Here is a 25514-nt window from a genome sequence, read left to right as displayed (position 1 = left end):
GTTGATTTAGAATTACTGTAACTACCGCAATACATGCACCATGCCTTTCAGGCTAGTTTTGGAGGCAGGATTGGTAATGGTATAGAAATAAATTCCATTGTCCTGGTTTTCGCCGGACCATTCTCCCTGATAGGCTTTGCTGTGGAACACTATTTTTCCCCAGCGGTTGTAAATTTCAATGGCCCAGGTTTTCTCCTGTATACATGGGATAACAAATGTATCGTTGGCGCCATCTCCATTCGGCGTGATTACATTGGGCATCATAGCACTAATGCAAGCCGGACATTCAACTACAATTGAATCTCTCATGCTACCACAGGCATTGGTGACTTCTACCCAATAGGTTCCAGGCGTGTTTACCAGTAAATCAGGTTGAGTGGAGCTATCCTGCCAGAGATAGCTTGCGGATGCATCCTGTTGTCCGGCATGTAATACCAATTGTTCGTTGTTGCATAACTGTGCATATCCTCCCAGATTCACTTGTGGTATAGAGCGGTAGCTTACCTGAATAGAGTCCCTAATTATGCCCAAATTACTTCTGGCTTCTACCCAATATGTGCCTGCATTTTTAACAGTAAAATAATGTGCGTTAGAGCCATTCTGCCAGGTGATATCCCCAATCTGGTTATTAACTTTTAGGGTGATGGTATTTCCTTCACACAAGATAGTGTCATTGCCTAATTGCAAAGCAGGTATTTCTGCCGGAAAGGAAACTACAATTGAATCTCTCACCGTGCCACACCTGTTACTTGCTTCCACCCAATACAAGCCAGGTTTGCTGATTGTATAAAATGCAGCTTGTGAGCCATCCTGCCACAGATAATTTGCATCCGAGGTAAAAGTATAGGAACGAGTTGTACCAGGGATAAGTGTGGTATCTTTTCCAAGGCTTACAACAGGGGTATCTATATATTGGATTCTGATGGAATCCCTGAGTTTCTCATAGATATTGCTTACTTCTACCCAGTACATTCCAGGTTCATGAACAGTTATATACTCTTGGGTAGAACCATCCTGCCAGAGATAGGTTGCCTCAGGCTGGGTAGCTTTCAACTGGATATTCTGACCTTTACAAAGTATCTGGTCTTGTCCCAGGTTGAGTTGTAAAGCTGGAATAAAAGTTATATTAATCTCATCTGTAACCGTTTCGCAGCCATCGCTGACCTCTACCTGATATGTACCAGAATCTGTAACTCTGAAAGTATTGCCTTGAGAGCCATCCTGCCAGATGCAGGTAATGCCTGGCTGGTTCACCTGTAATAATAGGTGATTTACTTTATACACAACTGTATCTCTCCCCATGTTTACCTGCAATGGAGTCTTATAAGCTACTTTGATGATATCAGTAAATGTGCATTCGCCTTGTTTAACGATTACCTTGTATTCGCCGGCTTTAGTTACAGTGAAGCTGGAATTGGTGGAACCATCTTGCCATATGTAACTTGACTGTGGAAGAAAAGCATTTAATTTCAACACAGAACCTACACATAAAAGAGTGTCTTTGCCTAAATTTACCTGAGGAGCAGGCTGGATTGAAATAGTTTGGGCCGCTTTCCGGGATGAACCATCCTTATACCAGATATTGACAGAAACTTCATATGCACCGGGCTCACTAAATATATGCGTGGGAGCAATCTTATCTGATATATTATGGGTGCCTATCACCGGATCATCAAAAATCCATTCTATTTTCTGTATGCTTTCTTTTCCTGTATCTAGTAGGGTAAAAGCTGTTGGACTTCCAAAGCAGGTATTTTTATAAGTAAAAACAGGCTGATAAAAGTAGCTTTGAATAAAGTTAGGCAAGCCAAATGTACTTGTTTTGCTGCCTAAAAATAACCCATCATCTTCATAGCGGCAGTTTTCTCCGGCTGCATTGGGGTTATGAATAATTCCTAAATATTTGCTTTGATACCGGGCGAAATAAATTTTTCCGTCAGGTCCAATTTGGAGGGCGCCTGCATATGGACTGGCTGAGGTCCCAATTAAGGTAGTCTGGTAATTATTACTCAGATCAATCTGGTAGAGATTGGCAGTGGGATTCTGGCTTGCATTAATGTATAGCTTGCTGCCATCCGGTGAAAATTCAAGACCATAGGGCGTATTATAGTCAGCCGACTGGAAGGTTATAGGATTGGAAACATTTCCGGTATTATTGTCGAAATCAAACAACTCATAAAGTCGCATGCCCCGGATACCAAGGGCTAATTTCTTGCCATCCGGCGAAGCTTTCATATAGCCAATAGCGTTATTGGTTACATTTCCCTGATGTACTGTTCCACTGGCACTCATTATGGGCTGCGCTGCATTGATAACGCCAGCTGAAGTAACCAGGTAGGCATAAAATATATTGCTATTGTACCCATGCGCCAGCACCCATATGTCTTCATTGTTGTGGTGCTTTACGGCCGTTAATTTCTCAGTGACTGGCGCTTGTAACGGAACATTTTTAGAGATAATCCTGCCGGCATTGTTTTCTTGAGACATATCAACTACAGAATACCGTACGCCTTCCGTACCAGGCACATTGTCTACGGTGAATACGTAATAAATATGTTTGCTTCCTGGCTGGGGTACAATTACTGCTGATTGTGTAGAAGATTTATCTCCAAGCAGACCAGTGCCATTTTCCATCACCTGGTGCTGTGCATTCCAAATAGTAAGGCCATCCGTATAAAAAAGCAGATTGCCGGCATTACTGCTGATTACTGCGCAACCTTCCATTGTATTCAACCGGGTATCTTCAAGCGTAACTGGCGGACCAGCGTTAAAATCAAGGCCGGCTCCATTGCCAAAATACCAGATGCTTGCTTCTTTCTGGCCGAAACAGCAGAATGCCAGTAAAAAATAACCGGTAAATAAGAGCCAGTGCTTCAAGTTGAATGTGTAGAAGTATTTTCAGCATTGAAGTTTGGCAAATGGCCGGAGTTAATTTTGTTGTTATCTGTCTAAAGCTTACATAAATAAGGTATGTCTTGAAAATCAAAGCCTTTGGTGACGCTGAAAATAAACATAAGATGTGAACAATACTGGATTACTATGCGTTTTAAAGATAGATTTCAGGACTACCAGAAATGAAGTTTAATTTGGCTGCCACTCTGTTGACAATTAGATAACCACCTCTGGATAAGGTTAACCACTTGTGTAATTAAGCAGAAAATGATTTTTTAATTTAGTATCTTAACAAATAAAATAATTCGTAGCCTTCGGGAAGATATATTTGGTCATCAGGTTTCATTTGATGTTTTTTTGATTGAATAATTCAAAGAAAAGTTTTAACTTAATCGCTGCTTACTGACAAAACGCTTTACACTCTATCACCATGAAGCCCCCATACAGCTTAACGCTCCGGAGAGGTTTACCGTTAGTAGTACTTTTCCTTATTCTACTGGCAGAATCACTATGGGCACAGAGTAGCCAGAATTTTCATTTTACTTCTGCAAAAAGGCAATCGTTGCGCCTTCCCTTTGAGTTGCATAGTAATTTAATTGTGGTGCCCCTGCATATCAACGGCTCAGATACCCTTAATTTTATTCTGGATAGTGGGATCAGCATGACTTTACTTACAGATCCGAAAATCGCCAGAGCATTGGGTTTAAAGTATGTCCGCAAAGTTCAGATTACTGGCGTAGGTGAGGGAGAATCGCTGGAGGCAATGGTGGCCATCAATAATAAGATCAACCTAACCGGCATAGAAGCTTCGGGGCAAAGTATTGTGGCGCTATCTGAAGATGTACTACACCTTTCCAATTATGTGGGCATGCCCATACATGGAGTATTCGGCTTTGATTTGTTCAGGCATTTTGTGGTCAGAATTGATTTTGATAACAAAATACTCACGCTTTATCATCCGGACAAGTATGAGTACAAAGGCAAAGGAGAGAAAATACCGATCACAATTGAGGATGCCAAACCTTACCTGCAAGCCAAAGCCATATGGGCCGATAACCGGACTGTACCTATAAAAGTAATTCTTGATACTGGTGCTGGTCATGCACTATCTCTGGATATGGGCTCTCATGAAGAAATTCAGCTTCCTGACAAAATTGTGCGGGCACAACTTGGCCGTGGCTTAAACGGAATTATTAATGGAAGTTTAGGCCGCCTGGAAAAAATCCAGATTGGCAAATTTGAACTCGAGAATGTAATCACTTCTTTCCCCGATACCAATTCTGCCGCTGCCCAGATTGCCAAACGTGTAAACCGGCAGGGGAATATTGGTTGTGAACTGTTGCGGCGTTTTGATGTGGTATTTGATTATTCCCGCAATTATGTAGTACTCAAACCAAATAAACGCCTGCTTAGATCTTCTTTTGAGCGGGATATGAGCGGTATGGATATAAAAGCCAAGGGCGATGATTTCCGTTCTTTTATAATAGACAGAATAGAAGATGATTCACCTGCAATGCAAGCTGGTTTAATGGAGGGAGATGAAATTATCTCTATTAACGGGCAGATGGCTTCTGAATTTCGCCTGAGTGAGCTTTATAAGATGTTGCAGCGCAAAGAAGGAAAGGAAATCCGGATGTTTGTAAAACGGGGTATGCAGTTTATCTATGCATCGTTTTATCTGAAACGTCTGATTTAGCCTCCTGAAGCAATAGGTATAAACCAAAACAAGCGCTTTATTCAAATAAAGCGCTTGTTTTGGTTTATAAAGAATAGATTAATATGCGATATTTCCGGCTTCTCTGGCTTCCTTTAACACAGCTTCAATGCCATTTTTATTAATGGTACGTAGGGCAGAAGTAGATACTTTCAGCGTAATCCAAGCATTTTCAGAAGGGATGAAAAATCTTTTCTTATGTAAGTTGGGGAAAAACTTTCTTTTGGTCTTGTTATTGGCGTGAGAAACGTTATTTCCTACTTGTGTTTTCTTTCCGGTAAGTTGACAAACTTTAGCCATATCAGTATAATAGTGTAGTGCTCCAAAAATCAGGTTGCAAATATGAGAAAAATGCCCGAAAACGCCAAAAAATATTTATGAATTTATAGCAGATTTTGTCTTATACCCATACGGACAATGTTTACAACCGCTTTTGCAGCAATAGCCCCTCTTAAGATGATAAATTTCAGTAAATACAATATACCCTTGCTGATTTATATAATAATCTTCGGCCACTAAACCCTTATTTTCCAGGTTTTTTATCTCTTTCTTCATCTGTACATTAGTACTACTTTTTCGTTACCACAGAAACAACTCTTCGGTATTGATTGTTTTAAAATTAGGCAAATAAATTTTAAATATTCCTGGCTGCATAACATTCGCTGTGGCTGATTTTTATAGGGATACATTTGAGGAATAATGCTCTGGTATAAATCAGTTAATCAAGCTTTTTACTAAAGACCAGCGAATTTCAATACCTTTACACTTCAGATTTTACCCACTATGATTCATACTTCTCTTCCCTCACAAGAAGCCATTCACCTGGAACATGAATATGCTGCACACAATTATCATCCACTGCCGGTGGTACTATCCAGAGGGAAAGGTGTATATGTATGGGATACGGAGGGAAAACAATATTACGATTTCCTTTCAGCCTATAGTGCGGTAAACCAGGGACACTGCCATCCTAAAATTATTGCGGCTCTTATTGAACAGGCACAAACCCTTACCCTTACCTCCCGTGCTTTTTACAGCGACAAACTGGGTGAATGTGCCAGGTATCTGTGTGAATATTTCAATTATGATAAAGTACTCCTCATGAATTCCGGTGCCGAAGCCAATGAAACAGCTATTAAACTAGCCCGGAAATGGGGTTATCAGATAAAAGGAATTCCCGAGAATAAGGCTGTTATTGTTGCTGCTGAGCGAAATTTTCATGGACGCACTACCGGTATTATCGCTGCTTCTACTGATCCGCTGGCTACCAGAAATTTTGGCCCTTTTATGCCTGGCTACGAAATAATTCCTTATGATGATAGTATTGCCCTTGAGCAAGCCTTACAAAATCCGAACGTATGCGGTTTCTGGGTAGAACCTATCCAGGGGGAGGCAGGTGTATATGTGCCTCAGCCTGGATATCTGGCGAAAGCCCAGGAATTGTGTAAAAAATACAATGTCATTCTGATGATGGATGAAATCCAGACAGGCATTGGCCGGACAGGTGCTTTGCTGGCTTCTTCGCATGAGCAGGTACATCCGGATATGCTTATTCTGGGTAAAGCTCTCTCAGGCGGCGTATATCCGGTTTCGGCTGTATTATCTACCAATGAAATTATGCTCACGATTCAGCCGGGAGAACATGGTTCTACTTTTGGCGGAAATCCACTTGCTTGTGCCGTAACCATGGCTGCACTGGAGGTAATTAAAGAAGAAGGCTTGATTGAAAATGCCGCCCGGATGGGTGAATTGTTCCGCAAACGGATGATAGACATACAATCTAAAACTAACAGTATAAAAGCCGTTCGGGGCAAAGGACTTCTGAATGCCATTGATATCAAAGAAACTACTGATGGACATACTGCCTGGGATATATGTCTGGCGCTCCGCGACAATGGATTGCTGGCTAAACCTACCCATGGAGATAAAATCCGTTTTGCTCCGCCACTCATCATCACCGAAAGCCAGATGCAGGAATGCTGCAATATCATAGAAGATACCATTCTGCATTTTTAAATATCCGGATTTTACTACATTCATATAAGGAAGGCTGCCCTAACCGGTAGCCTTTGTATTATATTTTTAATGCTGTTTAACCTATATTGTTGCATAATAAGTTTAAGAACAATCCATCTAAATTAAATGCTTGTAAGCAATTATCCCATGAAAAATAAAGTCTCACGGATTTACATATGAGTGCTAATAATCAAACTGGTTCGCTACTATCTGATTCAAACATTCAGAACCGGGTTTATTCTCTTAAGTCAACAGTAGCCAAAAGCTCAGATACGATTTCAGCTAAAGAATATATCATACCTGTATTTTTATGTATTTCCCTCATCGTTGCCTGTGTAATTTATGCCTCCAAGACGTATTTCTGGAATGATGAGCTGTTCTCTTATTTTTTCCTGGCAGACCCTTCGTTTTCGCATATGTGGGCTGCTTTTCATGATAAGTTAAATAATACACCACCTTTGTATTTTATGCTCGGGTGGGGCTGGAGCCAGTTGTTTGGCGCTTCAGAGCTTTCGCTTAAATTATTTTCCTGCCTGGGAATAGGAATAGCAGGTATCATTACCTGGGTCACTTTAAGGCGTACCTATGGATTCTGGGCTACTTCGTTATCTGTTCTGGCCGTGTTCTGCCTGTCGGATATGGTGATTTCTCAGAATGCGGAAGCCCGAATGTATGGCTTGTATCTGGCCTTGAGTGCAGCAGGAATATGGTTGTATGATGAAATTAACTGCAGAGAGCAATTGGGCTGGAAAATATTGCTGATAAACGCACTTGTTCAGGCTGCCCTTGTGAACACGCATTTACATGGTTGTTTTTTCAGTGGCGCTATTCTGGCTGCTTTTATGGTGAACGATTACTTCCATAAGCGGGCTAGAGTTAAGTTATATGCTAGTTTTATACTCGGATGGCTCACTTTTTTGTTTTACATTCCTGCTTTGCTCATTCAAATGGATGCCGGAAATCCGGATAGCTGGATTCCCATACCTAAAGTACGATACTTGCTTGATGTACTTTCTTTATCTACCGTATCTACCAGATATTTTCCGGGAGCATTAGTATTATTACCGAAAACAGCTTTTTTCTTTATAATGGCCATTCTTCCGGGCTTTTATATCTTTAAAAATCAGCCAAGGCTCTCTGGTAATATAAAGTTTAAGGAACAACAAGATTTACAAACTCAATCTGCAAAATCCCTTCTGATACTGGCTTATTTGTTTCTGGCTGTACCCATTGGTGTTTGGGTATTTTCCTGGGTAATTAAGCCTATTTTCTGGGACCGGTATGTATTGCCCACTGTACTGGCCTGGCCTATATTATTTGCCAGTTTGCTCACATTGCTTAAAGTTGAGTTTGTGCGCTATGCACAAACGTTGAAAAATTCACAGCTATACGAATTTATTCCATCCAGAAAAACGGCTATTGGTGCAGCAGGAATATTAGTTTTAATGTTAGCGATGCCAGTTGTAGAAGCAATACAAGCTCCGGCAGGAGAATTACCTGGGCAATATGATAAAAAAATTGGCTATGCGCATCTTCCGGTTGTAATTCCGTTTCCGCACGATTTTATGGAAAGAATGCATTATTCTCCAGACAAAGAACGTTACTTTACCTTGCTCGATTGGGAAGTAGCCCTGGATACCACAAGCGGCCATATGGCACCGCAGTTTTACAAACATCTGGAAGCCTGGAAGCGGAGTTACCCCGATATTTTTGCTAACCAGATTACTACTACTGAGGATTTTTTAAGCAAGCATAAACAATTTCTGGTGCTGGGATTTGCTATGGATGAGCCCTGTAAATGTTCGCGGCCTAAAACTGTGTATAATGGCTTTTGTGACCGTTGGATGTATATGCGTGTGGTGGGCAATCCATTATATAATGTAAGGGCACTTGGAGATAATGGGGGCCACAGATACTTTTTAGTAGAAGCTAAGCAATAAAAGTTCTGCCTTCCTTTTTCTGCTCTAGCTCATTAGGCTAATAAAACAAAAAGGAAGCCTATAAAGCTTCCTTTTTGAGTATATATCTAAACCTGATTCTAATCTTGCTTATCCAGAAAGTAATAGGCTGTGTTTCCATGAAACATGACAAACGTACTTCCTTGCGGCAGAAGATCTGCAGATAATTCGCTGCTGAGGAAATCCTCCATTCGCATTTGCTCCTTAAGCAAAAGATTACCCTTGATATCAAATACTTTCACGGCAATATTGTTCAGAGAAGTGGCCGCCTGGTGGATAAAGTTAGATTCAGCTTCCTTGTTAGCCTTGTTGGTTGAACGCACTTTATTATCTTCAGGCTGCTCAGATTGCTTCACTACTTTTACATCTGCCTTATCCGGACAAACTGATTTTTCAGTTTGAGCAGCTTTTTTTACTTTTTGCCTTCTGTTGGCCTGGATTTCAGCCATGTCCTTGTCAGAAATAATATCCGGAAAACCCATACCCATGCTTAGCATACTAAGCAACATAAAAATCGGAAAAAGTCTCAGCGTTTTCATATAAGTGTTGGTTGAATTTTTTCGTGTTTTTTGGCTACCTTTTATTGATTGCTACTTTGATATACCAAATATAGTAGATTGGATGATACCTTGCAATACAAAGTACTATAATTTTATAAAATTTTTTATTTCATATATATTTTCCTGGATAGATGGTTGTTATTCTGTACCACCTGCACCACAAAAACGCCGCTTCCTTCTTTGCTCAAATCAATTTGCTTGATGTATTTGCCGGTAAAATCCTTTAATCGCTCTTTATATACTTCTTTACCCTGTGCATTTACCACCGTGATCGTGGTAGTTCCGGTCTCCGGCAGATTCAAGTTTAACTTCACCATTCCATCAGCCGGGTTAGGATAAAGATTAAAACTGGAGGGAGAAAGTTGCATGCTCTCCCTTAAATTTTTTGATTTTTTATTTTCCTTGTTTTTCTTTTTATCCTTAGGGTTTATTCTTAGCATTTTTTTGCCTTTATCAGTCTCTACTTCTTCCACATCATATAAATCTTTGTCCAGCAGCAGGTTTAAATCATCCCCGTTGTAAGGATTCGGGAAAATAAAATCTGAATTATCCCACTGGAAATTAAAGTCTTTCATAGAGTTATCATGTAGTTCCATCAGGCTATCGATGTTCATTCCTTTCAGGCGCTTGTTCATATCCATAATAATGATCTGACTGTTTTTTAGCTGGCTATTGATAAGGCTATCCAGGTTATGCTGGTCGAAATCATATCTGAATACATGATTTCCGGTAGAATCTCCATCTTTATAGAAAAACAGTGGATCGTCTGTGTCAGGCGTGCGGAAATAAAAATTAGAAGGCCCGTGGGAAAAAGAGGAATCGGTGTAGAATTTAAATCCATCCCCGAATCCTTTCAACAAATCTTTATCACCACCCAGGAAATTATCTCCCCAGAACCTTTCCGGTTCTTCACCAGCCTTATAGGTTCTTTCTATAATAGTTGTTTTTCCATTCTCTGTTTTTTCTATGCGGATATGAACATTGTCATCCTCTTCCGTTTTTTCTTTCTTTTGAGTGTCCTGCGCAAAAACAGCGGTTTGTAAGAGGGAAAAACAAAACAGGTACAGATACACAACGTTTTTGGAAGAAATGAGCGTTTTCATATAAATTGGTTATAAAGTTCTTTTCAGATGCTACAAAAGTACAATGCCAAGCTATACAACATTGTTAAAGGCCAGTTAAAGAATGTTAAAATGTGTTAAAAACTGGCTGAGAAATAAAAAGGCGGTTATTTTTGTATAGGAGAAAAGGCAAAAAATCTCACCTGTTTATGAAAAAGAGGCAGATCCAACTCATTATTGCTTCCATGACCCTGGCACTGATCGGGCTGATTGCTTTTCAGTTATACTGGATTAATCATGCAATTGCGGTAAAGAATGAACGCTTCAACCAAAGTGTGCAGGAAGCTTTACGAACGGTGGTAACTAAACTGGAAAAGCAGGAAGCCCTGGAGCTGGTCGCCCGTAAATTAAAACAATCCGAAAATATACAACAACCCGATAGTTCTGTAAAAAAAACGAATAAAGTCCTTCCCAAAGCAAAGCTTGCAGCAATAAGGCTGTTAACGCCAGACCGTAAGCTGGTACCCGTTATTCAACCTTCAGAAATACCTGTTATAGCCGCTCCATCTAATGAAAAGCTAAAACCCAAAACCGTATATGGATCGAAGATAAAACCTAAGCAAATAGAAGTACTGCGTTTGAATCCGGATGAATTTGTGATCATAGATGATAAAGTATATGCTTCAAAAACGCATCCCAATGTTTTGGGCAATATAAGTCAGCTTCTTCCGAATGTATTTTCCCACGGTTCTTTTGCATTCAACTTTCCGGATAGTGCTTTTATGAACAGGTGGGACTCATTGTCTTCCGGCTTTTATTTTGATAATCAGGATTTATCTAATTCTGTTACCATTAATATGGATGGCAACTTGTTTGAATACCAGTTAAATCTGAATGAGCATGTAAAAGAAAAGAATGCAGAATTGGAGAAAATACATCAGAAACTAAAAAAAGATAAAAATAGAGTGTATAAATCCGATTATCCTGCATTGGCGGGACGATTGTTGGCGGATACCCTGATGCTATATTCGTTGAGCCAGGCAGAAGATATGAACTGGTATACAAATCCGGGTTCAGCCATATGGATACAGGATAAGCTGGATGAGTCTTTGAATAAAGCTATACTATCGGAGAAGGCGATGCTGATCTTTCGCAAGCAACAAGATTCCCTGCTACAGCTCTATTCATCCACACATTCGCCGCAAACCTCTGTTGTCGTAAGAACCGCACCCAAAGCACCGGAACATGAAAAAAAAGAATGGAAAACGCAAGCACCTATTCATCAGGACAGCCTGAAATTAACCAAATCTGCTTTGCAGGAGGATTTTGAAAAAGTAGAAGATAAATCGGCAATGGTGAAAGATGTATTTAGTGAGTTAGTGCGTGAAAAAAAGCCTGTGGCGGAGCGTATTAACCGCAAAATGCTCGATACACTGCTCAGAAAAGAAATCAAAAATCACCAGATAGATATTCCCTACCAGTATGGAATCGTAGCTGGAGACCATAATAAAATTGTGCTTGCCTCGCACAGCAATATGCAGTCCCGCTTACCCGGCCATGCATTTAAAGCCGCTTTGTTTCCAACGGATGTATTCAATACCAATGATCTGCTCTATATTCATTTTCCTACCCAGCAGCAATACATCATGCAGACCATGTGGACTGTACTCGCCAGTTCGGGCGTAATGGTGCTGTTGATTCTGGGATGTTTTTACTTTGCGGTTACCACTATTTTAAAGCAAAAAAAGCTCTCGGAAGTAAAAAATGACTTTATTAACAACATGACACATGAGTTTAAAACGCCGATTTCTACCATTTCTCTGGCTTGTGAAGTATTGCAGGATACAGAAGTGAATAAAAATCCGGCGCAGATGAACCGGTATCTGCATATTATCCGGGATGAAAATAAGAGGTTAGGGATGCAGGTCGAGAAAGTATTGCAGGCAGCGCTGCTGGATAAGGGAAACCTGAAGCTTAAAATGTCGAAAGTAGATATTCATGAAGTGATTGATGAGGTATTACAAAATATCGGAGTTCAGATCGAAAAGCGCCAGGGAACCGTAGATTTAGATTTGCAGGCACAACATACCCAGATCGAAGCTGATGAAATGCACCTGACCAATATTATTCATAACCTGCTCGATAATGCCAATAAGTATTCTCCGGAAGCGCCTCACATCCGCATTCAAACCAGAAGCCTTGTCGATGGCGTAAGCATCACCATTGCCGACAAAGGCATTGGCATGAGCAAAGAAGCCCTAAGCCGTATTTTTGATCGTTTTTACCGCGTTCCCACCGGAAATGTGCATAATGTAAAAGGCTTCGGGCTAGGCTTAAGTTATGTAAAAACCATTTTGCAAGGCCATTGCGGACGAATTCAGGTAGAAAGCCAGCCAGGAGCCGGAAGTTCGTTTGAAGTGTTTTTGCCATATGTGCAGAAGGTTCAGGTGTGATGAATTTTATATACTTATTAGAAATGGTGGAATATTATAAATTATGAAAGCAATTCCTACAAAAATATTACTGGTAGAAGATGACCCCAACCTGGGACAGCTATTGAAAGAATATCTGGAAATTAAGGGTTTTCTGGTTAATCTGGCAACTGACGGAGAACAGGCATTTGGTATTTTTCGTCAGCAGGGGTTCGATCTTTGTATATTCGATGTAATGCTGCCCAAAAAAGATGGCTTTTCCCTGGCCAAAGAAGTCCGCATCAGCAATAAACAAATCCCCATTATTTTTCTTACGGCCAAATGTTTGAAAGAAGATACCCTGGAAGGTTTGCGCATTGGTGCCGACGATTATATGACCAAACCGTTCAGCATGGAAGAATTGTTGCTGCGCATGAAAGCAATTTTGAGAAGATCGAGCCATACACTGGAAGCAAGCAGAGAGGTGAGCCATTTTGCCATTGGCACTTACCAGTTTGATTATGAGCAACAATGTCTACGGAAAGATACGGTCAGCATCAAACTCACCAGCAAAGAATCTGAACTGTTAAAACTGCTGTGTATAAACATTAACCATACACTCGAACGTACCCTGGCGCTTAAGATGATCTGGCAAGACGATACCTATTTTAATGCCCGCAGTATGGATGTGTATATCACCAAACTTCGTAAATACCTCAAAGACGATCCTTCCATCGAAATTGTAAATGTTCACGGTACTGGCTATAAACTGATGGTGCTCAATTCCCTGCTGAATGTCTGACCTTAGTCATTGGTCAATAGTCATTAAACTTGTTTATAAAGGATAAAATATTAGATGTTATATAGAGTATGCACAGATAATACTAAATCGTTGTTAGTTATTGGTTGTTGGTAATAAACTATAATACAATGTGTTGCGATAAGATTAATACGCACTACTCATTTGAATTTAGTATAAGAATCACATTAGAAAATGTATTGGCAGGTGCGAAACGTTTGGGAGCCGTGAGCCAAGTGTACAGAAATAAATCTCTTGCCTTTAATGGCCTTATCATGTAATTAAGCTTGTAATATTTGGAATTTACATCTCAAAATTTCCTAATCACGCTCTATTAGCTATTTAGAAACATGTTTATTATCTATAGCCTTTTCAACGAATAACTACCGAAGATAGAAATTGTAATATGGAGAATAAAAAGCCTTTTCCAACTTTTGTCCTCTTACTCCTAGCATCTTCTTAGGTAATCATTACTTAAAACAGCTATAAGTTGATATACTCAGGTAGAAACTTATAATAAGGAGAATATATTCGAATCTATCGAATAGCTATACAATTTCTAAAGCATACTGGAAAAACAATAATTACTTTTCAATCTGTTAATTTATCTAAATAGAGGCCAAATCCTTAGCTTTACAAGTATGGATCAGCAAGAACCCAAACGGACCAGGCGTATTCGCTACAAAGGCACACACCCCAAAGTTTTTCATGAGAAATATAAAGAGCTTCAGCCTGAACAATATAAAGACCAGGTAGAAAAAATTATACAACAAGGGCGTACCCCTGCCGGTATGCACCGCTCAATTTGTGTAAACGAAATTATGGATTTTCTGCAGATTACACCAGGCCAAACAGGTGTAGATGCTACCTTAGGCTATGGTGGGCATAGTGTGGAGATATTAAATCGGCTGTTGCCAGGCGGACGTTTATATGCCTTTGATGTAGATCCGATTGAGTTACCCAAAACGCAGGAACGGCTTTTGTCGTTGGGATTTGGCCCGGATGTGTTAGTGATACAACGGATGAATTTTGCAGAGATCGACCAGATTGTTTCCCTGTCGGGACCCCTGAATTTTGTATTAGCAGATTTAGGTGTTTCTTCTATGCAGATAGACAATCCACAGCGGGGTTTTTCATTTAAGGTGGAAGGACCTCTGGATTTACGGCTCAATCCCAAAAGCGGAAAATCGGTAGCTGATCTGTTGAAAACGATTTCCCGGGCAAAACTGGAAGAGATTCTGATAGAAAATGCCGATGAGCCACATGCGGAACCTATTGCAAAAACTATTACCTCTACTATCGCAAAAGGGACACCAATCACCACTACAACAAGTTTACAGGAAGTTATCAAAGAAGCGCTTGTATTTTTGCCGGCTGCCAGTCGCAAAGAAGAGATCAAGAAAAGCTGCCAGCGATGCTTTCAAGCCTTGCGGATCGCCGTAAACCATGAATTTACCGTTCTGGATAAGTTTCTGGATAAACTTCCGTTTGTACTTGCTCCGGGTGGAAAGGTGGCTATTCTTTCATTTCATTCCGGAGAAGACAGAAGGGTGAAAAAATCGTTTCAGCACTTTTTCCGGCTTGGCCTGTATCGTGAGATTGCACCAGATCCCATTCGTCCATCGGCAGAAGAATGTAACAGCAATCCCAGGGCAAAGTCAGCCAAATTGCGGTGGGCGATTAAAGCATAATCACTTGATGTACATATACTTTTTTAACCAATGGATTTTAAGGAGATAGAAAATAAAGTAATCCGATTCAGAGATGAGAGAAACTGGGCACAATTTCATCAGATCAAAGACCTGCTGCTTGGGCTGAATATTGAAGTGGGCGAATTACAAGAGTTATACTTATGGAAATCCACTGAGCAGCAGACTCAGATTGACCCCGAGAAAATTAAAGATGAACTGGCCGATATTGCCATATTCTTAATGTATATCAGCCGCCATCACAACATTGATCTGTTAGAAGCTATTTCAGCTAAAATTGATAAGAACGCTGCCAAATACCCGGTCGAGAAAAGTTTAAACTCCAATAAGAAGTATAACGAGTTATAATTACAGATTTTCTAACACATCCCGGTATCCTCTGCCTAAAGGAATGGATACTCCATTCACTTCTACTTCTTCTGCAGTATATGATTCAATCTTATTTACAGATATAATGAAAGATCGGTGAATCCGCTTAAATAGATTTGAAGGTAAAATTGCTTCTATTTCATGCGTGCTCATTTTGGACAGATACGTTCGTTGGGTGGTTACAATTTTAATGTATTCCCGCTGGCTTTCAATATACACCATTTCGGAAAACAGAATCTTTACCTTCTTTTTCTGCACATTCAGAAATAAATAGTCTTTTATTTCGCTATTAGGCTGAGGTTTATGTACCTCTTTTTCTTCAGTTTTTACTTTATTCACAGCGATCAGAAAACGTTCAAATTCAAAAGGTTTGAGCAAATAATCTGTTACATTCAGATCAAATCCCTCTACGGCATACTGGTGATAAGCGGTAGTAATAATCACTGCTGGTGGCTGTGTAAGCGTTTTCAAAAATGCCATTCCTTTTAATTTGGGCAAATGAATGTCCAGAAATAGCAGGTCTACGGTATGGGTACGCAAATATTCGGTGGCCAGAATCGCATCTTTAAAAGTGCCCTGCAACTCCAGAAAAGGCACTTGTGCAATATAATCGGCAAGCACTTTTACAGCCAGTGGCTCATCTTCTATAATAATACACCTGAGTTTAGACATGGCTTGCCAGATTAATTTGTAAGGTAGCTGTAAATATAGAATCTCCTTGCTGAACGGTAAGACTATAATTGGTGTAAAGCAGTTCTAGTTGCCGCCTCAGATTCGAAAGGCCGATATTTTCTTTGACAGGCCGTTTGTCCGGAAAAGTATCCGTAGAATTTTTTACGGTAAAAGCCAGTTGCCGCTTATTTACCGACAGATGAATATCTACAAAAGGACGGTCTCTGGTTTCGGAAACCCCATGTTTAAATGCATTTTCTACCAGGGGAATCAGTAGGAGAGGAGGAATGGCTTGTTTCATATCTTCAATGTTATAACTAAAATTAATATGCAGACTTTCATCATAACGCAGTTTTTCGAGGGCAATATAATCGCTGATAATTTTCAGCTCCTGTTCAATAGCTATATAAGCGCCACTGGTTTCATAGAGCATAAACCGTAGCAATTGTGAGAGTCGCAATATAGATTCAGGAGCCAGATCAGATTTTATTCTGGCCAGAGAATATATATTATTCAGGGTGTTGAATAAAAAATGCGGATTCGTTTGTGACTTAAGATAGTTGAGTTCGGCGGCCTGTTTTTCGATGCGCAGTTGCTGGGCAGCTTGTTTGAGTTTTGTATAGTTATACATATGCCGGGTAATACCAAAAAATAAGATAGAAGCTATACTAAACGACATTTGATCCTGCACACCTTCGCTTACATCTGAAAAAGTGGTAAGCGGTGTATAAATATGTAATCCTATGCCGATCAGCCGCCATGCGTACAGGCCAAAGGAATAAAACATCAAATGCATCCAAATGAGAAAAATTCCGGCTAGTATCCGCTTCCAGGTGAATCTGATAAAAGGAAGGGTATATTCCAGTAATATAAAATTAGCAAGGATCACATACAGGCACCGCCAGATATTATTGATGGCTCTGGGCAAAAACGTTTCCGTTTCACTCACCAGATCGCCAAACAACCACAGCGATAAAAAGGCAGCGCCAGCCCTGGCATAAAATCGAATCAGCCCTTTATCGAACGGTACTTTCATCTGGCTAAGTTCGGGAGAAATTTGGGAAAATTACGGCACTTGCTTAGTAACGTCTACAGAATCGCCGTTTGCGTCAACGAAGGGAGGTAATTGCCTTAAAATGGCTGTTTGTTTACGTTGCCCTGCTGTTTGTTGACACTAGCTTTACTGGCAATGGCTCTTTCTCTATTCTTGGAAGAAAAAACATAATTTATGAAAAAGAGCCTACTAATCCTCATAACTATTCTTAGCATAGCTATGCATGTACAAGCCCAGATAGAACCTTCTGCCGGCAGCTGGAAAACCTGGTTTATTGAATCCGGCAAGGCCTACCGTTTGCCGCCGCCTGCTTCTTACAAATCAGAAATTACACAGGTACTTGCCAGGCAACAAAACCTGGATTCTGCCGGTATGCAGCAAATATTATTCTGGAATGCCGGATCTCCAGGTTACCGGTGGCAACAACTCATGGCCGATTTATGGATGAGCGATACGACTACCAGAGGAGTGCTGGCAAATATGTTGCTTGGTACGGCTACCTATGACGCTACGATTGCTGCCTGGGATACAAAATACACCTATAATCGTCCCCGGCCTTTTGCAGCAGATGGCCATATCCAAACGTTGGTACAAAAGCCAGATAGCCCTTCGTATCCTTGTGAACATTCAGTAGCCGCAGGGGTGGCAACAACAATCATTTCTCATTTTTTCCCGGCTTTAGCCGATTCTGTAACCCGGATGGCACAACAAGCCATAAACTCACGGATTGCTGCCGGAACTGCTTTTCCGAGTGATACCAAAGCTGGTTTTGAGTTAGGCAAACGGATAGCGCAGCATGAAATCGAACGTACAAAAAACTTTATACCAAATTCTGTCTGGAATGGTAAAATACCGGAAGGCCCTGGGCTTTGGAAAGGAAAAAATCCGATGTTTCCGCAGGCTGGCTTGAATAAAACGGTAGTGCTGAGCAATGCCAGTCAATTCCGTCCTGGCCCACCGCCTGATTTTGCAAAAGAGATGGAGGAAATGAAAAACTATAAGCAAACATTCCGTTCTAAGGCCAATGCTTTTTACTATGCCAGCCATTTTGCAAGCGATGATCTGCTAAGTAAAAAAATATTCGAATATAACCTGCACCTGAATCCGCCTATGGCAGCCAGAATATATGCTATTAATTCAGTGGCTACTTACGATGGTTTTGTAGCCTGCTGGGATGCCAAATATGCGTATTGGGGTATCCGACCGGACCAGTACGATACTACCTACCAGGCACTAATGCCTGCGCCGCCCTTTCCCGGATACCCTTCCGGCCATGCCATGATGTGTGGGGTGGTTGGAGAGTTGTATTCATTCTTTTTCCCAGCAGAAAAAGCCTATTTTCAGAAAATAGCTAAGGATGGAGCAGAATCCCGTTTTCAGGCAGGCATACATTTCCGGAGTGATAATGAAGCTGGTCTGGAACTAGGCAAAAAAGTAGCCAATGCTGTCATCAGAAAAGTACAGGCCGATGGTGCCGGGAATATATTAACGAATACTAATCAGAAGAGGGTAGGTGCGCAGGCGAAGAAATAGTCTTATTGGCTGTGTTTATTCGTTTATAATTGTTGGCAATAGGTTATAGATTCATCCTAACAAAAGAAGCTAAATCTTTTACGTTTAGCTTCTTTTGTTATTCAATTAATAGATTTTTATAAAGGAAATCGGCGTTTGAGCTGGATATGTATGCCCAGGGAATATGGTTTTAAGCCAAAAGGTTCTCTTGTTTTAAAGGTAGAGCCCAGAAAATAATTTAGCGTAGGCATCAGCATCAGTTCGTATTTTTGCATTACCCTTACCGAATAACCGGCACCTGCCATCAAATTATAATTGGTTTGTTCCAGGATATTTTCTTTGGAAGGAAAATACAAAGTTCTGGATTCCTGCCCGTTGATAATTTCTCTCGTCTGGCCTTTTAGCAGCAGATTCACGCCACCGTTTAGGGTGAAATTGAACCGGCGGTGATGGTTTTGCCAGAAATAATAGGTAGCGCCCATCCGCCATCCGCCATAGGCATAGGTACTGATCAGCTGACGGGTACCGGTTACATACACAGCATTTACCTGCACTTCTTTTCCATCCGGGCTTACCGTACGGAGCAGGGTATCAATGATGCCAGTTGTATAATCGTAAGATAAATTCTCTTTCAATTGCATAAAAGTCAGGCTGGTTTCCAGGTACAGATTGCGGCTAATGGTTTTACTTAGATTTATCCCGGCTTCATATCCCATTCTGTCAGTGCCAGATTTTTTTGTTTTGCTCAATCCGGTAATATAAATATCATCTGAACTGGCTGGCGTTATTACCCGGAAGGCATACCTGGGAGAAAAAAATACGCCCATTGTCCATTCTTTGGCAGCAGGCTTTCTTTCAGGTGTAATAATATGTTCCTTTACAGGTAATACCTCAGGTTTTGCAACCAATGCCAGATGTATTGAATCTAAAACCAGTTCATAAATACTGGCATTTGCATGAAGCGACCTGGAAGGAATAGAAGTAATCAGGGGCCGGTTAAATGATACCTCTTTAGAATTTTCTGTATCCTGCGGTTTGCCTGGTATACCATTGGCAGATTTTTCCTCTGAGCCCGGAAGTAAGACGGTTTTAGACAATGTTTCATTAGGTGCAATTTTCCCGGGCTTTGCAGTACTAACTGGATTAGCTGTAGAGGATGGCGTTTTGCCGGGTACATCTATAGGCGCTGCTTTTTCCACTGGTTGTTTATTAGGATTTTTTTCAGTTGAAGGCTGTTCCAATATGTGACCTGGACGACTTATCTGACGATTCTCTACAATTTCCGGCCTTACATGTGGCGTCCTTTCTTTGGCATTTTCTTTAGTCTGCGGTATTGGCTCATTCTTAATTTTGTCTTTCAATATAGCAGTTGAAGTCGTTTTTAAGTTGCCCTTCACCTTTCCTGGAATATTTTCAGCTGGTATATTCTCCGGAGTAGCAGCAGGTACATTTTCTGAAGGCAAGTTTTTTACAGGAGCCTTAGAAGCCAGAGGTTGAGTTTCTTTTCCAATTTCAGTTGGAGTATGTTCAGTTCCGTGAGCCGGAAACGGAGAACTTACGCCAGATTGGGTACTTGCTTGTGGTGCTACCGTATTTGGCTTTGCAGGTTGCGCAGTAGCAGGCACAGCAATTTCAGTCTCAAGTTGAGATAAAGAAGCAGTAGGAACACTTCCTTCCTGGCTATTGTAATAATCAACTATAAAATATATTCCGGCGGTTGTTAACAACAGGAGTACAGCGCCAGTAATCCACCAGGCAAAACGCCAGCGCCTCCTGGGTTTGATTTCTGCATGAATAGCTTTCCAGGCATTAGCCGGAGGCTCTTCAGTAAGTTCCATCATTTTACGCCGGATCTCTGCCCGTTCCTTATCGGTTAACATTTCTCTTTAATTGAATAGTTGTGCAGAATTTTCTTCAGGTATACTTTCGCCTTGGCTAACTGCGATTTGGAAGTACCTTCCGCAATAGACAGCATTTCGCTGATCTCCCGGTGGGTATAACCTTCCACTTCATACAAGTTAAACACCAGCTTATAGCCTTCCGGCAACTGATCGATTAATAACAACAATTCTTTGCCCGAAATCTCGCTCAGTACATTTTCCTCCGCAGGAGAACTCTCTTCAATGGTACTGTAATCGAGTTGTTCCTGGTATTTTTTATTCTTGTGGTAATAGTTAATAGCCGTATTTACAAAAATGCGGCGCATCCAGCCTTCAAAAGAGCCGCCGTTATAGCTGTGGATATTTTTGAATACTTTAACAAAAGCCTCATGAAAAATATCTTCCGCCTCGAACCGTGATCTGGTATAACGTACGCACACTGCCATCATCTGGCGGGAATACATATTGTATAACTTCTCCTGAAAAGAAGATTTCCCTTTTTTACAGCCTTCAATAATTTCCTGCTCGGCGTACACGTGTGTTATAAAATGGAATTGGGTTTTGGTTAAAGGATAGGTATATAAGCTGGATCTACAAATTACTATTTTGTAAAATGTTTTAAAAAATACCTGTAGGAAATCTTTCCGGAGAAATTCAAATACGCCATATATACTTTTATTTTACTGTTACTTTTACCACCATTTCTATATAATTCCCATAAAAGTCACTGGGGTCGGGATGGATTCTGTATTTAAAAGAATCTTCTCCTACGAAATCTTTGGGCGGATAATATACATAGGTTGTATTTTTATAACTGCCTGAGTAATCGATGGTTTTAAAGGTACCCTTTTGCGGAGCAAAAACCGACGTTCCCGACATCGGACAAATAATATCATTCATGAAAATACGGATGCCTTTGGGGGTATTTTTAGTAGTTTCCAGAGAGTCAGCTCCAAGGCTGGTAACACAGGTTTCAGGATCTGGCGGGCTTTCTACATACAAACGGATTTTCTCTGATTTACAAAGCCGGGCACTGCACACGGTATATTCAAGGCTATCTGTACCGAGAAAATCAACATCAGATAAATACAGCATACTGCCATCCTGGTCTAGTTCAAGGGTACCATGCTGCGGCTGCGAATAGGTTACTTTTGCATCTACTTTTAAGCTATCATTATTTAAAGGATCAAGCCTGATCAGGCCACCAAAGGTATAAATATCATCGGGGTATAAGCGGAAATCCTGAATTTTTACAGGCAATACGTCATCTCCTATCTTATCGCAACTGTTTAATATACTTAAAGCTGCCAGAAGGAAAAAGATGTATTTTATTAAAGAGCGGTTCATTGGTGTTATTTGCTATTGCTTTTGTAGGTAAGACAAGTGACGGGTATAAAGCGTTGCCTAGAGTTATAAATTTTTTTATCAACTATCAGGTATCAGGCAGCTGATGCTTACTTACAGGGCTCAAAAAAATATTACATTTTTTTATTTCTCCAGGCAACCCTTTCCTATGTGAGCCTTGTCTTACCCACAGACGAGGCTTAGACCCTGAAAAAAGACATGTGTTTTCAGGCAATTTCTGCGCAGAAATTCTAAGTCTACAGATGCATAACCGGTCCGTCTGCTCATAACCTTAACTTAACACGAATCGAGAATTTTTGCTATAGCCTCTGGCTATAGCCGGGCATAGCTGTGCCTTTAAAAATTTTTCAAACCTATACATACAGGCTACACTCTACAATGAAAACAAGTAAACAACTTTCAGATCACACATTTTTCAATATCTCTTCCATTTTTTTACCAAAACTTATTACACATTCATTTGGCAAAGCCAATGCTTTTTGCCAGAGCTATGTATTCTTACTGGCAATAGGCTTACTTATTCTAACGGCCGCTTGTAAAAAAGATGATACAGTTGTACCAAAACCAGAACCACAACCCAAAGTGACTGCTGATGCCGGCACTAATCAGTCTGCAAAAGTTGGCGTGATTGTTAGCTTAGACGGTAGTAAATCAAAAGACAGCAAAGGGACGGTTTTAAATTATAACTGGGTGTTCACCAAGAAACCGTCCAACAGTACAGCCACAATTACGAATGCCACAACTGTAAATCCTGCTTTTGCTGGTGACCTCGCCGGAGAATATGAAGTGGAATTAACAGTTTCAAATGCCAATGGGCAGGCCAAAGATAAAGCGCTGGTAACTATTACCCCAGCCGATCTGGTTACCCTGGGAGGTGAAATTTCTACGGATCGGGTGCTGGAAAACATTAATCCTGATCCAACCAAACCAGATTACCTGGTAACGGCCAGCCTGATTGTAAAAGCAAAACTTACCATTAAACCTGGGGTGGTTATAGAATTTGAAGCCGATAAAGGTATGCATATTTATCCCCAGGGAACGCTCATTACCAAAGGTACCCAGCAGGAAAGAATTGTATTTACCGGCAAATCGAAAACTGCTGGCTTCTGGAAAGGAATTTTAGTGCAAAGCAATACCCTTGAAAATGAACTGGAGTTTGCTACGGTTGAATTTGGTGGCAGCAGCAGTTATGCAGAATTGCTTGCTGATGTTAAGACAAACGTAGCCTTAGCAGGTAGTGCTACAACAGCGTCTTCGTTAAAAATAGCTAATTCCTTATTTGCATTCAGCGGAGGGTATGGGCTGTATGTACAAGGTGCCTCTGAGCTGGCAGCTTTCTCAGCCAATGGATTCAGCAAAAATACTGGCGGAGCGATTTATTTACCATCCAATCAGGTTCATAAACTCGATGCAGCTTCTACTTTTTCAGGGAATAATGGTATGAATGGGGTAGAAACAAGCGGAACGCTCAATCATACCGGAGAAGTAACCTGGCCAGACCTGATGGATGGAAGCAGTTATTATATCAGCAGCGATATTACGGTACAATCAGGCTTGAAAATAGCTGCAGGAGCAACCCTGGAATTTAGGGAAGGACTGGTTATGAGAGTGGATGGCGGTTATTTGAATGCAATCGGAACACCTACTAATAAAATCACTTTTACTGCCCGTACCAAAACCGCAAATCAAAACTGGGGAGGGCTGTTATTTAATACAGCGCATGAATCAAACAAATTACAGTATACTGAAGTGTCTTATGCCGGAAATAAACAGATACCAAACTTTGGCAACGAGACAGCCAATATCACTATTACCAATACGGGCAAAGTTTCTGTTATACAGTCTGACATTCATTATGGGTTGGGTTGGGGAGTAGTAGCTTTTACTGATCTGGGTGCGAAAATAAATTCAGATGTAACTACTGCCAATACTTTCTTCAACCTGACTAAAGGACCTGCCAAGCTTACTTTTCAGGAGGCACCTACCACTACAATTGCTGGGGAATGGGTAAATCAATGGAGTTTTGACCGGGGATATGCGATTGATGATAAATTTTACAACCGTCAGACCAACCAGTGGTTCAGAGGGGCTACTACTCCATGGACAATGAACCCAAATGCAGGCTTTGGCCTCAAAATCAGTGAAAATGGAAGCTATATTTGGACTATTGCCGAGCATGGACCCTGGGCAGGTTGTGGAAATCCTTATTCTGCTGAATACATCACCGGAAATGTAAGTGCTTCCGGGAATAACCTCACCTTTCAGGAAAATTACTGGAGAAGTAAATTCTATAATCCTTGTGACCAGAGCCAGAGTGTAGATACTGATGTACAACCATCCGGCATGACACTTCGCTACGAAATCAACCGCATGTACAATACATTAACTGGCGAAGGCTATTGGGAATTAAAAATTACCAATCCGGATAATTCGTCTTTCAAATATTACAAACGCTAATACTATATCGTTGCTGGTTGTTCGTTTTTAGTTGTTAGTAAAGGTGAATAGTTATAGCAACAGAGAAGACAGAGGAGGATCGCTTTAGTTGTCCCTCCTCTGTTTTACACCAGTTGATGATGTTCTGCAAAATGAATAAGTTCACTGGAGTTTTTACTTTGAGTTTTAGCCAGCATTTTCTGGCGGTGTTTACCTACCGTATAGGGACTAATACAGAGCATACCGGCAATCTGCTTACTGCTTAAGCCTTTCGAAAGCAATTCCATCACCTGTAATTCCCGGTTACTGAAAATAGAATGAGACTTCTTTAGGGAAAAATCAATAATTTCTTCATTGAATGTGGAGCTTATGTATGCAGCCGGACCTTGTTTTTTTCTAAGATTAGAAACGTCGGTGAGTTGCCCGAATATGGACAATACTTCTCCCTTTTTACCTGTTTCTATTACTTTGCTTTGCTCAAGCATTCCAATGCTGCTGCCATCCTTTCGGATGAGCCGGAATTCTCTGTTTAAGGTATAATCGCCCAGTTTTTGAAGCGGTAATTTTTTGAGGTGCTTAAATAACTGAGTGGTTAAAGAGAGCATATAGGGTGAATCTTCTTCATGGGTTAGAGCAGCGTTAGAGGTTAATTCAATCTGCTGTAACTCTGTTGAAGTATAGCCTACCATAGTTTCTATGTTGGAGCTTAAATAGACATATGTATTGCTGCTTATGTCTAATAGAAACGCCACAGAGGAGAACATGCTTAAAAAAGCATCTACCATTGGATTATTCTGTAGTTGCTCCCTGATCTGTAAACCACTTGCCTGTTTCTTATCAAAGAATAAATTGTTTAGAATAATATTATGCTTTTGGTGTTGATAGCCGCTAAATGTTTCCAGCCACCCTTTTCCTACTGGCATAGGATGAGGGTGCATCATGGCAACTTTTGATGAGGAATGAAAGGAGTGCATAGGTTGGTTAAAAGATCTAAAAAGTGCTTGTAAAAATGCCTTTTCTAGCCGCTCCTTTCAAGGGTATAAATACATTGAGTTTCAGGCTATTTTCACCCTGTCGGAAAGGGTGTTTTTCCCGTTTTTTGGCCT

Annotated in this window: 20 protein-coding genes; 9 read left to right on the top strand and 11 right to left on the bottom strand. The window is 40.7% G+C overall.

From position 1 onward, the window contains the following. Positions 1-21: 21 nt before the first annotated feature. The gene (locus GXP67_RS06290; protein ID WP_162442356.1) at positions 22-2877 is read right to left on the bottom strand and encodes a T9SS type B sorting domain-containing protein; all 2856 of its coding nucleotides are present in this window, start codon (positions 2875-2877) and stop codon (positions 22-24) included. A gap of 445 nt (positions 2878-3322) precedes the next feature. Between GXP67_RS06290 and GXP67_RS06285 the strand changes: the two genes are divergently transcribed. Next, entirely contained in the window at positions 3323-4588 is a 1266-nt protein-coding gene (locus GXP67_RS06285) for an aspartyl protease family protein (protein ID WP_162442355.1), read from the top strand. Positions 4589-4666: 78 nt separating this feature from the next. On the opposite strand, the gene rpmB is transcribed toward GXP67_RS06285, so the two are convergent. After that, on the bottom strand, positions 4667-4906 hold the full coding sequence (gene rpmB, locus GXP67_RS06280; protein ID WP_162442354.1) for a 50S ribosomal protein L28: 240 nt from the start codon (positions 4904-4906) through the stop codon (positions 4667-4669). A gap of 75 nt (positions 4907-4981) precedes the next feature. Further along, positions 4982-5161, bottom strand: a complete 180-nt coding sequence (locus GXP67_RS06275; RefSeq protein ID WP_162442353.1) for a C1orf53 family protein — start codon at positions 5159-5161, stop codon at positions 4982-4984. 228 nt (positions 5162-5389) lie between these two features. Here GXP67_RS06275 and rocD point away from each other — a divergent pair, with 228 nt between their 5' ends. Both rocD and GXP67_RS06265 read left to right on the top strand, forming a co-directional pair. Continuing rightward, complete coding sequence (gene rocD, locus GXP67_RS06270; protein WP_162442352.1) at positions 5390-6622, top strand: ornithine--oxo-acid transaminase; 1233 nt, start codon at positions 5390-5392, stop codon at positions 6620-6622. Between the two features lie 176 nt (positions 6623-6798). Further along, a complete protein-coding gene (locus GXP67_RS06265; RefSeq protein WP_162442351.1) occupies positions 6799-8562 on the top strand; it encodes a glycosyltransferase family protein in 1764 nt (587 codons plus the stop codon). A gap of 98 nt (positions 8563-8660) precedes the next feature. Here GXP67_RS06265 and GXP67_RS06260 read toward each other — a convergent pair whose 3' ends face one another. Both GXP67_RS06260 and GXP67_RS06255 read right to left on the bottom strand, forming a co-directional pair. Then, positions 8661-9119: a hypothetical protein gene (locus GXP67_RS06260; RefSeq protein WP_162442350.1), complete on the bottom strand. Its 459-nt coding sequence runs from the start codon at positions 9117-9119 to the stop codon at positions 8661-8663. A gap of 125 nt (positions 9120-9244) precedes the next feature. Further along, complete coding sequence (locus GXP67_RS06255) at positions 9245-10243, bottom strand: T9SS type A sorting domain-containing protein (RefSeq protein WP_162442349.1); 999 nt, start codon at positions 10241-10243, stop codon at positions 9245-9247. A 167-nt stretch (positions 10244-10410) separates the two neighbouring features. Here GXP67_RS06255 and GXP67_RS06250 point away from each other — a divergent pair, with 167 nt between their 5' ends. From GXP67_RS06250 to GXP67_RS06235, 4 genes are all read left to right on the top strand, one after another. Next, positions 10411-12654, top strand: coding sequence for a sensor histidine kinase (locus tag GXP67_RS06250; RefSeq protein ID WP_162442348.1), 2244 nt, complete (start codon positions 10411-10413; stop codon positions 12652-12654). Positions 12655-12697: 43 nt separating this feature from the next. Then, positions 12698-13414, top strand: a complete 717-nt coding sequence (locus tag GXP67_RS06245; protein ID WP_162442347.1) for a response regulator transcription factor — start codon at positions 12698-12700, stop codon at positions 13412-13414. A 638-nt stretch (positions 13415-14052) separates the two neighbouring features. Further along, a complete protein-coding gene (gene rsmH / locus GXP67_RS06240) occupies positions 14053-15102 on the top strand; it encodes a 16S rRNA (cytosine(1402)-N(4))-methyltransferase RsmH (RefSeq protein WP_162442346.1) in 1050 nt (349 codons plus the stop codon). 30 nt (positions 15103-15132) lie between these two features. After that, positions 15133-15468 (top strand): nucleotide pyrophosphohydrolase, encoded by a 336-nt coding sequence (locus GXP67_RS06235; protein ID WP_162442345.1) that lies wholly within the window; start codon positions 15133-15135, stop codon positions 15466-15468. On the opposite strand, the gene GXP67_RS06230 is transcribed toward GXP67_RS06235, so the two are convergent. Both GXP67_RS06230 and GXP67_RS06225 read right to left on the bottom strand, forming a co-directional pair. Next, complete coding sequence (locus tag GXP67_RS06230) at positions 15469-16161, bottom strand: LytR/AlgR family response regulator transcription factor (protein WP_162442344.1); 693 nt, start codon at positions 16159-16161, stop codon at positions 15469-15471. Then, positions 16154-17197, bottom strand: a complete 1044-nt coding sequence (locus tag GXP67_RS06225) for a sensor histidine kinase (protein ID WP_162442343.1) — start codon at positions 17195-17197, stop codon at positions 16154-16156. Before GXP67_RS06225 ends, GXP67_RS06230 begins: the two co-directional genes overlap by 8 nt. Before the next feature lie 192 nt (positions 17198-17389). Here GXP67_RS06225 and GXP67_RS06220 point away from each other — a divergent pair, with 192 nt between their 5' ends. After that, positions 17390-18748 carry a phosphatase PAP2 family protein gene (locus GXP67_RS06220; protein WP_162442342.1) on the top strand — a complete coding sequence of 453 codons (1359 nt, stop codon included), beginning with the start codon at positions 17390-17392 and terminating at the stop codon, positions 18746-18748. A gap of 116 nt (positions 18749-18864) precedes the next feature. On the opposite strand, the gene GXP67_RS06215 is transcribed toward GXP67_RS06220, so the two are convergent. From GXP67_RS06215 to GXP67_RS06205, 3 genes are all read right to left on the bottom strand, one after another. Continuing rightward, complete coding sequence (locus GXP67_RS06215; RefSeq protein ID WP_162442341.1) at positions 18865-20607, bottom strand: hypothetical protein; 1743 nt, start codon at positions 20605-20607, stop codon at positions 18865-18867. Beyond that, positions 20601-21143 carry an RNA polymerase sigma factor gene (locus tag GXP67_RS06210; protein ID WP_232064996.1) on the bottom strand — a complete coding sequence of 181 codons (543 nt, stop codon included), beginning with the start codon at positions 21141-21143 and terminating at the stop codon, positions 20601-20603. Before GXP67_RS06210 ends, GXP67_RS06215 begins: the two co-directional genes overlap by 7 nt. Positions 21144-21282: 139 nt before the next feature. Further along, positions 21283-21954, bottom strand: coding sequence for an Ig-like domain-containing protein (locus GXP67_RS06205; RefSeq protein ID WP_162442340.1), 672 nt, complete (start codon positions 21952-21954; stop codon positions 21283-21285). 396 nt (positions 21955-22350) lie between these two features. On the opposite strand from GXP67_RS06205, the gene GXP67_RS06200 reads away from it, so the two are divergent. Next, positions 22351-24429, top strand: a complete 2079-nt coding sequence (locus GXP67_RS06200) for a PKD domain-containing protein (protein WP_162442339.1) — start codon at positions 22351-22353, stop codon at positions 24427-24429. 104 nt (positions 24430-24533) lie between these two features. Here GXP67_RS06200 and GXP67_RS06195 read toward each other — a convergent pair whose 3' ends face one another. After that, a complete protein-coding gene (locus tag GXP67_RS06195) occupies positions 24534-25382 on the bottom strand; it encodes a LuxR C-terminal-related transcriptional regulator (protein ID WP_162442338.1) in 849 nt (282 codons plus the stop codon). Positions 25383-25514 lie beyond the last annotated feature (132 nt).

It is taken from the genome of Rhodocytophaga rosea, from assembly GCF_010119975.1.
GTDB classification, from domain to species: Bacteria; Bacteroidota; Bacteroidia; order Cytophagales; family 172606-1; genus Rhodocytophaga; species Rhodocytophaga rosea.
Note: the sequence above shows the minus strand (reverse complement) of the source record. Positions and strands in the feature narration are given on the sequence as shown.

Coding starts and splice junctions, on each gene's coding strand:
- GXP67_RS06200 (WP_162442339.1), top strand. CDS start 22,351: ATGAAAACAAGTAAACAACTTTCAGATCACACATTTTTCAATATCTCT.
- rpmB (WP_162442354.1), bottom strand. CDS start 4,906: ATGGCTAAAGTTTGTCAACTTACCGGAAAGAAAACACAAGTAGGAAAT.
- rocD (WP_162442352.1), top strand. CDS start 5,390: ATGATTCATACTTCTCTTCCCTCACAAGAAGCCATTCACCTGGAACAT.
- GXP67_RS06275 (WP_162442353.1), bottom strand. CDS start 5,161: ATGAAGAAAGAGATAAAAAACCTGGAAAATAAGGGTTTAGTGGCCGAA.
- GXP67_RS06250 (WP_162442348.1), top strand. CDS start 10,411: ATGAAAAAGAGGCAGATCCAACTCATTATTGCTTCCATGACCCTGGCA.
- GXP67_RS06255 (WP_162442349.1), bottom strand. CDS start 10,243: ATGAAAACGCTCATTTCTTCCAAAAACGTTGTGTATCTGTACCTGTTT.
- GXP67_RS06195 (WP_162442338.1), bottom strand. CDS start 25,382: ATGCACTCCTTTCATTCCTCATCAAAAGTTGCCATGATGCACCCTCAT.
- rsmH (WP_162442346.1), top strand. CDS start 14,053: ATGGATCAGCAAGAACCCAAACGGACCAGGCGTATTCGCTACAAAGGC.
- GXP67_RS06230 (WP_162442344.1), bottom strand. CDS start 16,161: ATGTCTAAACTCAGGTGTATTATTATAGAAGATGAGCCACTGGCTGTA.
- GXP67_RS06245 (WP_162442347.1), top strand. CDS start 12,698: ATGAAAGCAATTCCTACAAAAATATTACTGGTAGAAGATGACCCCAAC.
- GXP67_RS06205 (WP_162442340.1), bottom strand. CDS start 21,954: ATGAACCGCTCTTTAATAAAATACATCTTTTTCCTTCTGGCAGCTTTA.
- GXP67_RS06285 (WP_162442355.1), top strand. CDS start 3,323: ATGAAGCCCCCATACAGCTTAACGCTCCGGAGAGGTTTACCGTTAGTA.
- GXP67_RS06260 (WP_162442350.1), bottom strand. CDS start 9,119: ATGAAAACGCTGAGACTTTTTCCGATTTTTATGTTGCTTAGTATGCTA.
- GXP67_RS06235 (WP_162442345.1), top strand. CDS start 15,133: ATGGATTTTAAGGAGATAGAAAATAAAGTAATCCGATTCAGAGATGAG.
- GXP67_RS06215 (WP_162442341.1), bottom strand. CDS start 20,607: ATGTTAACCGATAAGGAACGGGCAGAGATCCGGCGTAAAATGATGGAA.
- GXP67_RS06220 (WP_162442342.1), top strand. CDS start 17,390: ATGAAAAAGAGCCTACTAATCCTCATAACTATTCTTAGCATAGCTATG.
- GXP67_RS06265 (WP_162442351.1), top strand. CDS start 6,799: ATGAGTGCTAATAATCAAACTGGTTCGCTACTATCTGATTCAAACATT.
- GXP67_RS06225 (WP_162442343.1), bottom strand. CDS start 17,197: ATGAAAGTACCGTTCGATAAAGGGCTGATTCGATTTTATGCCAGGGCT.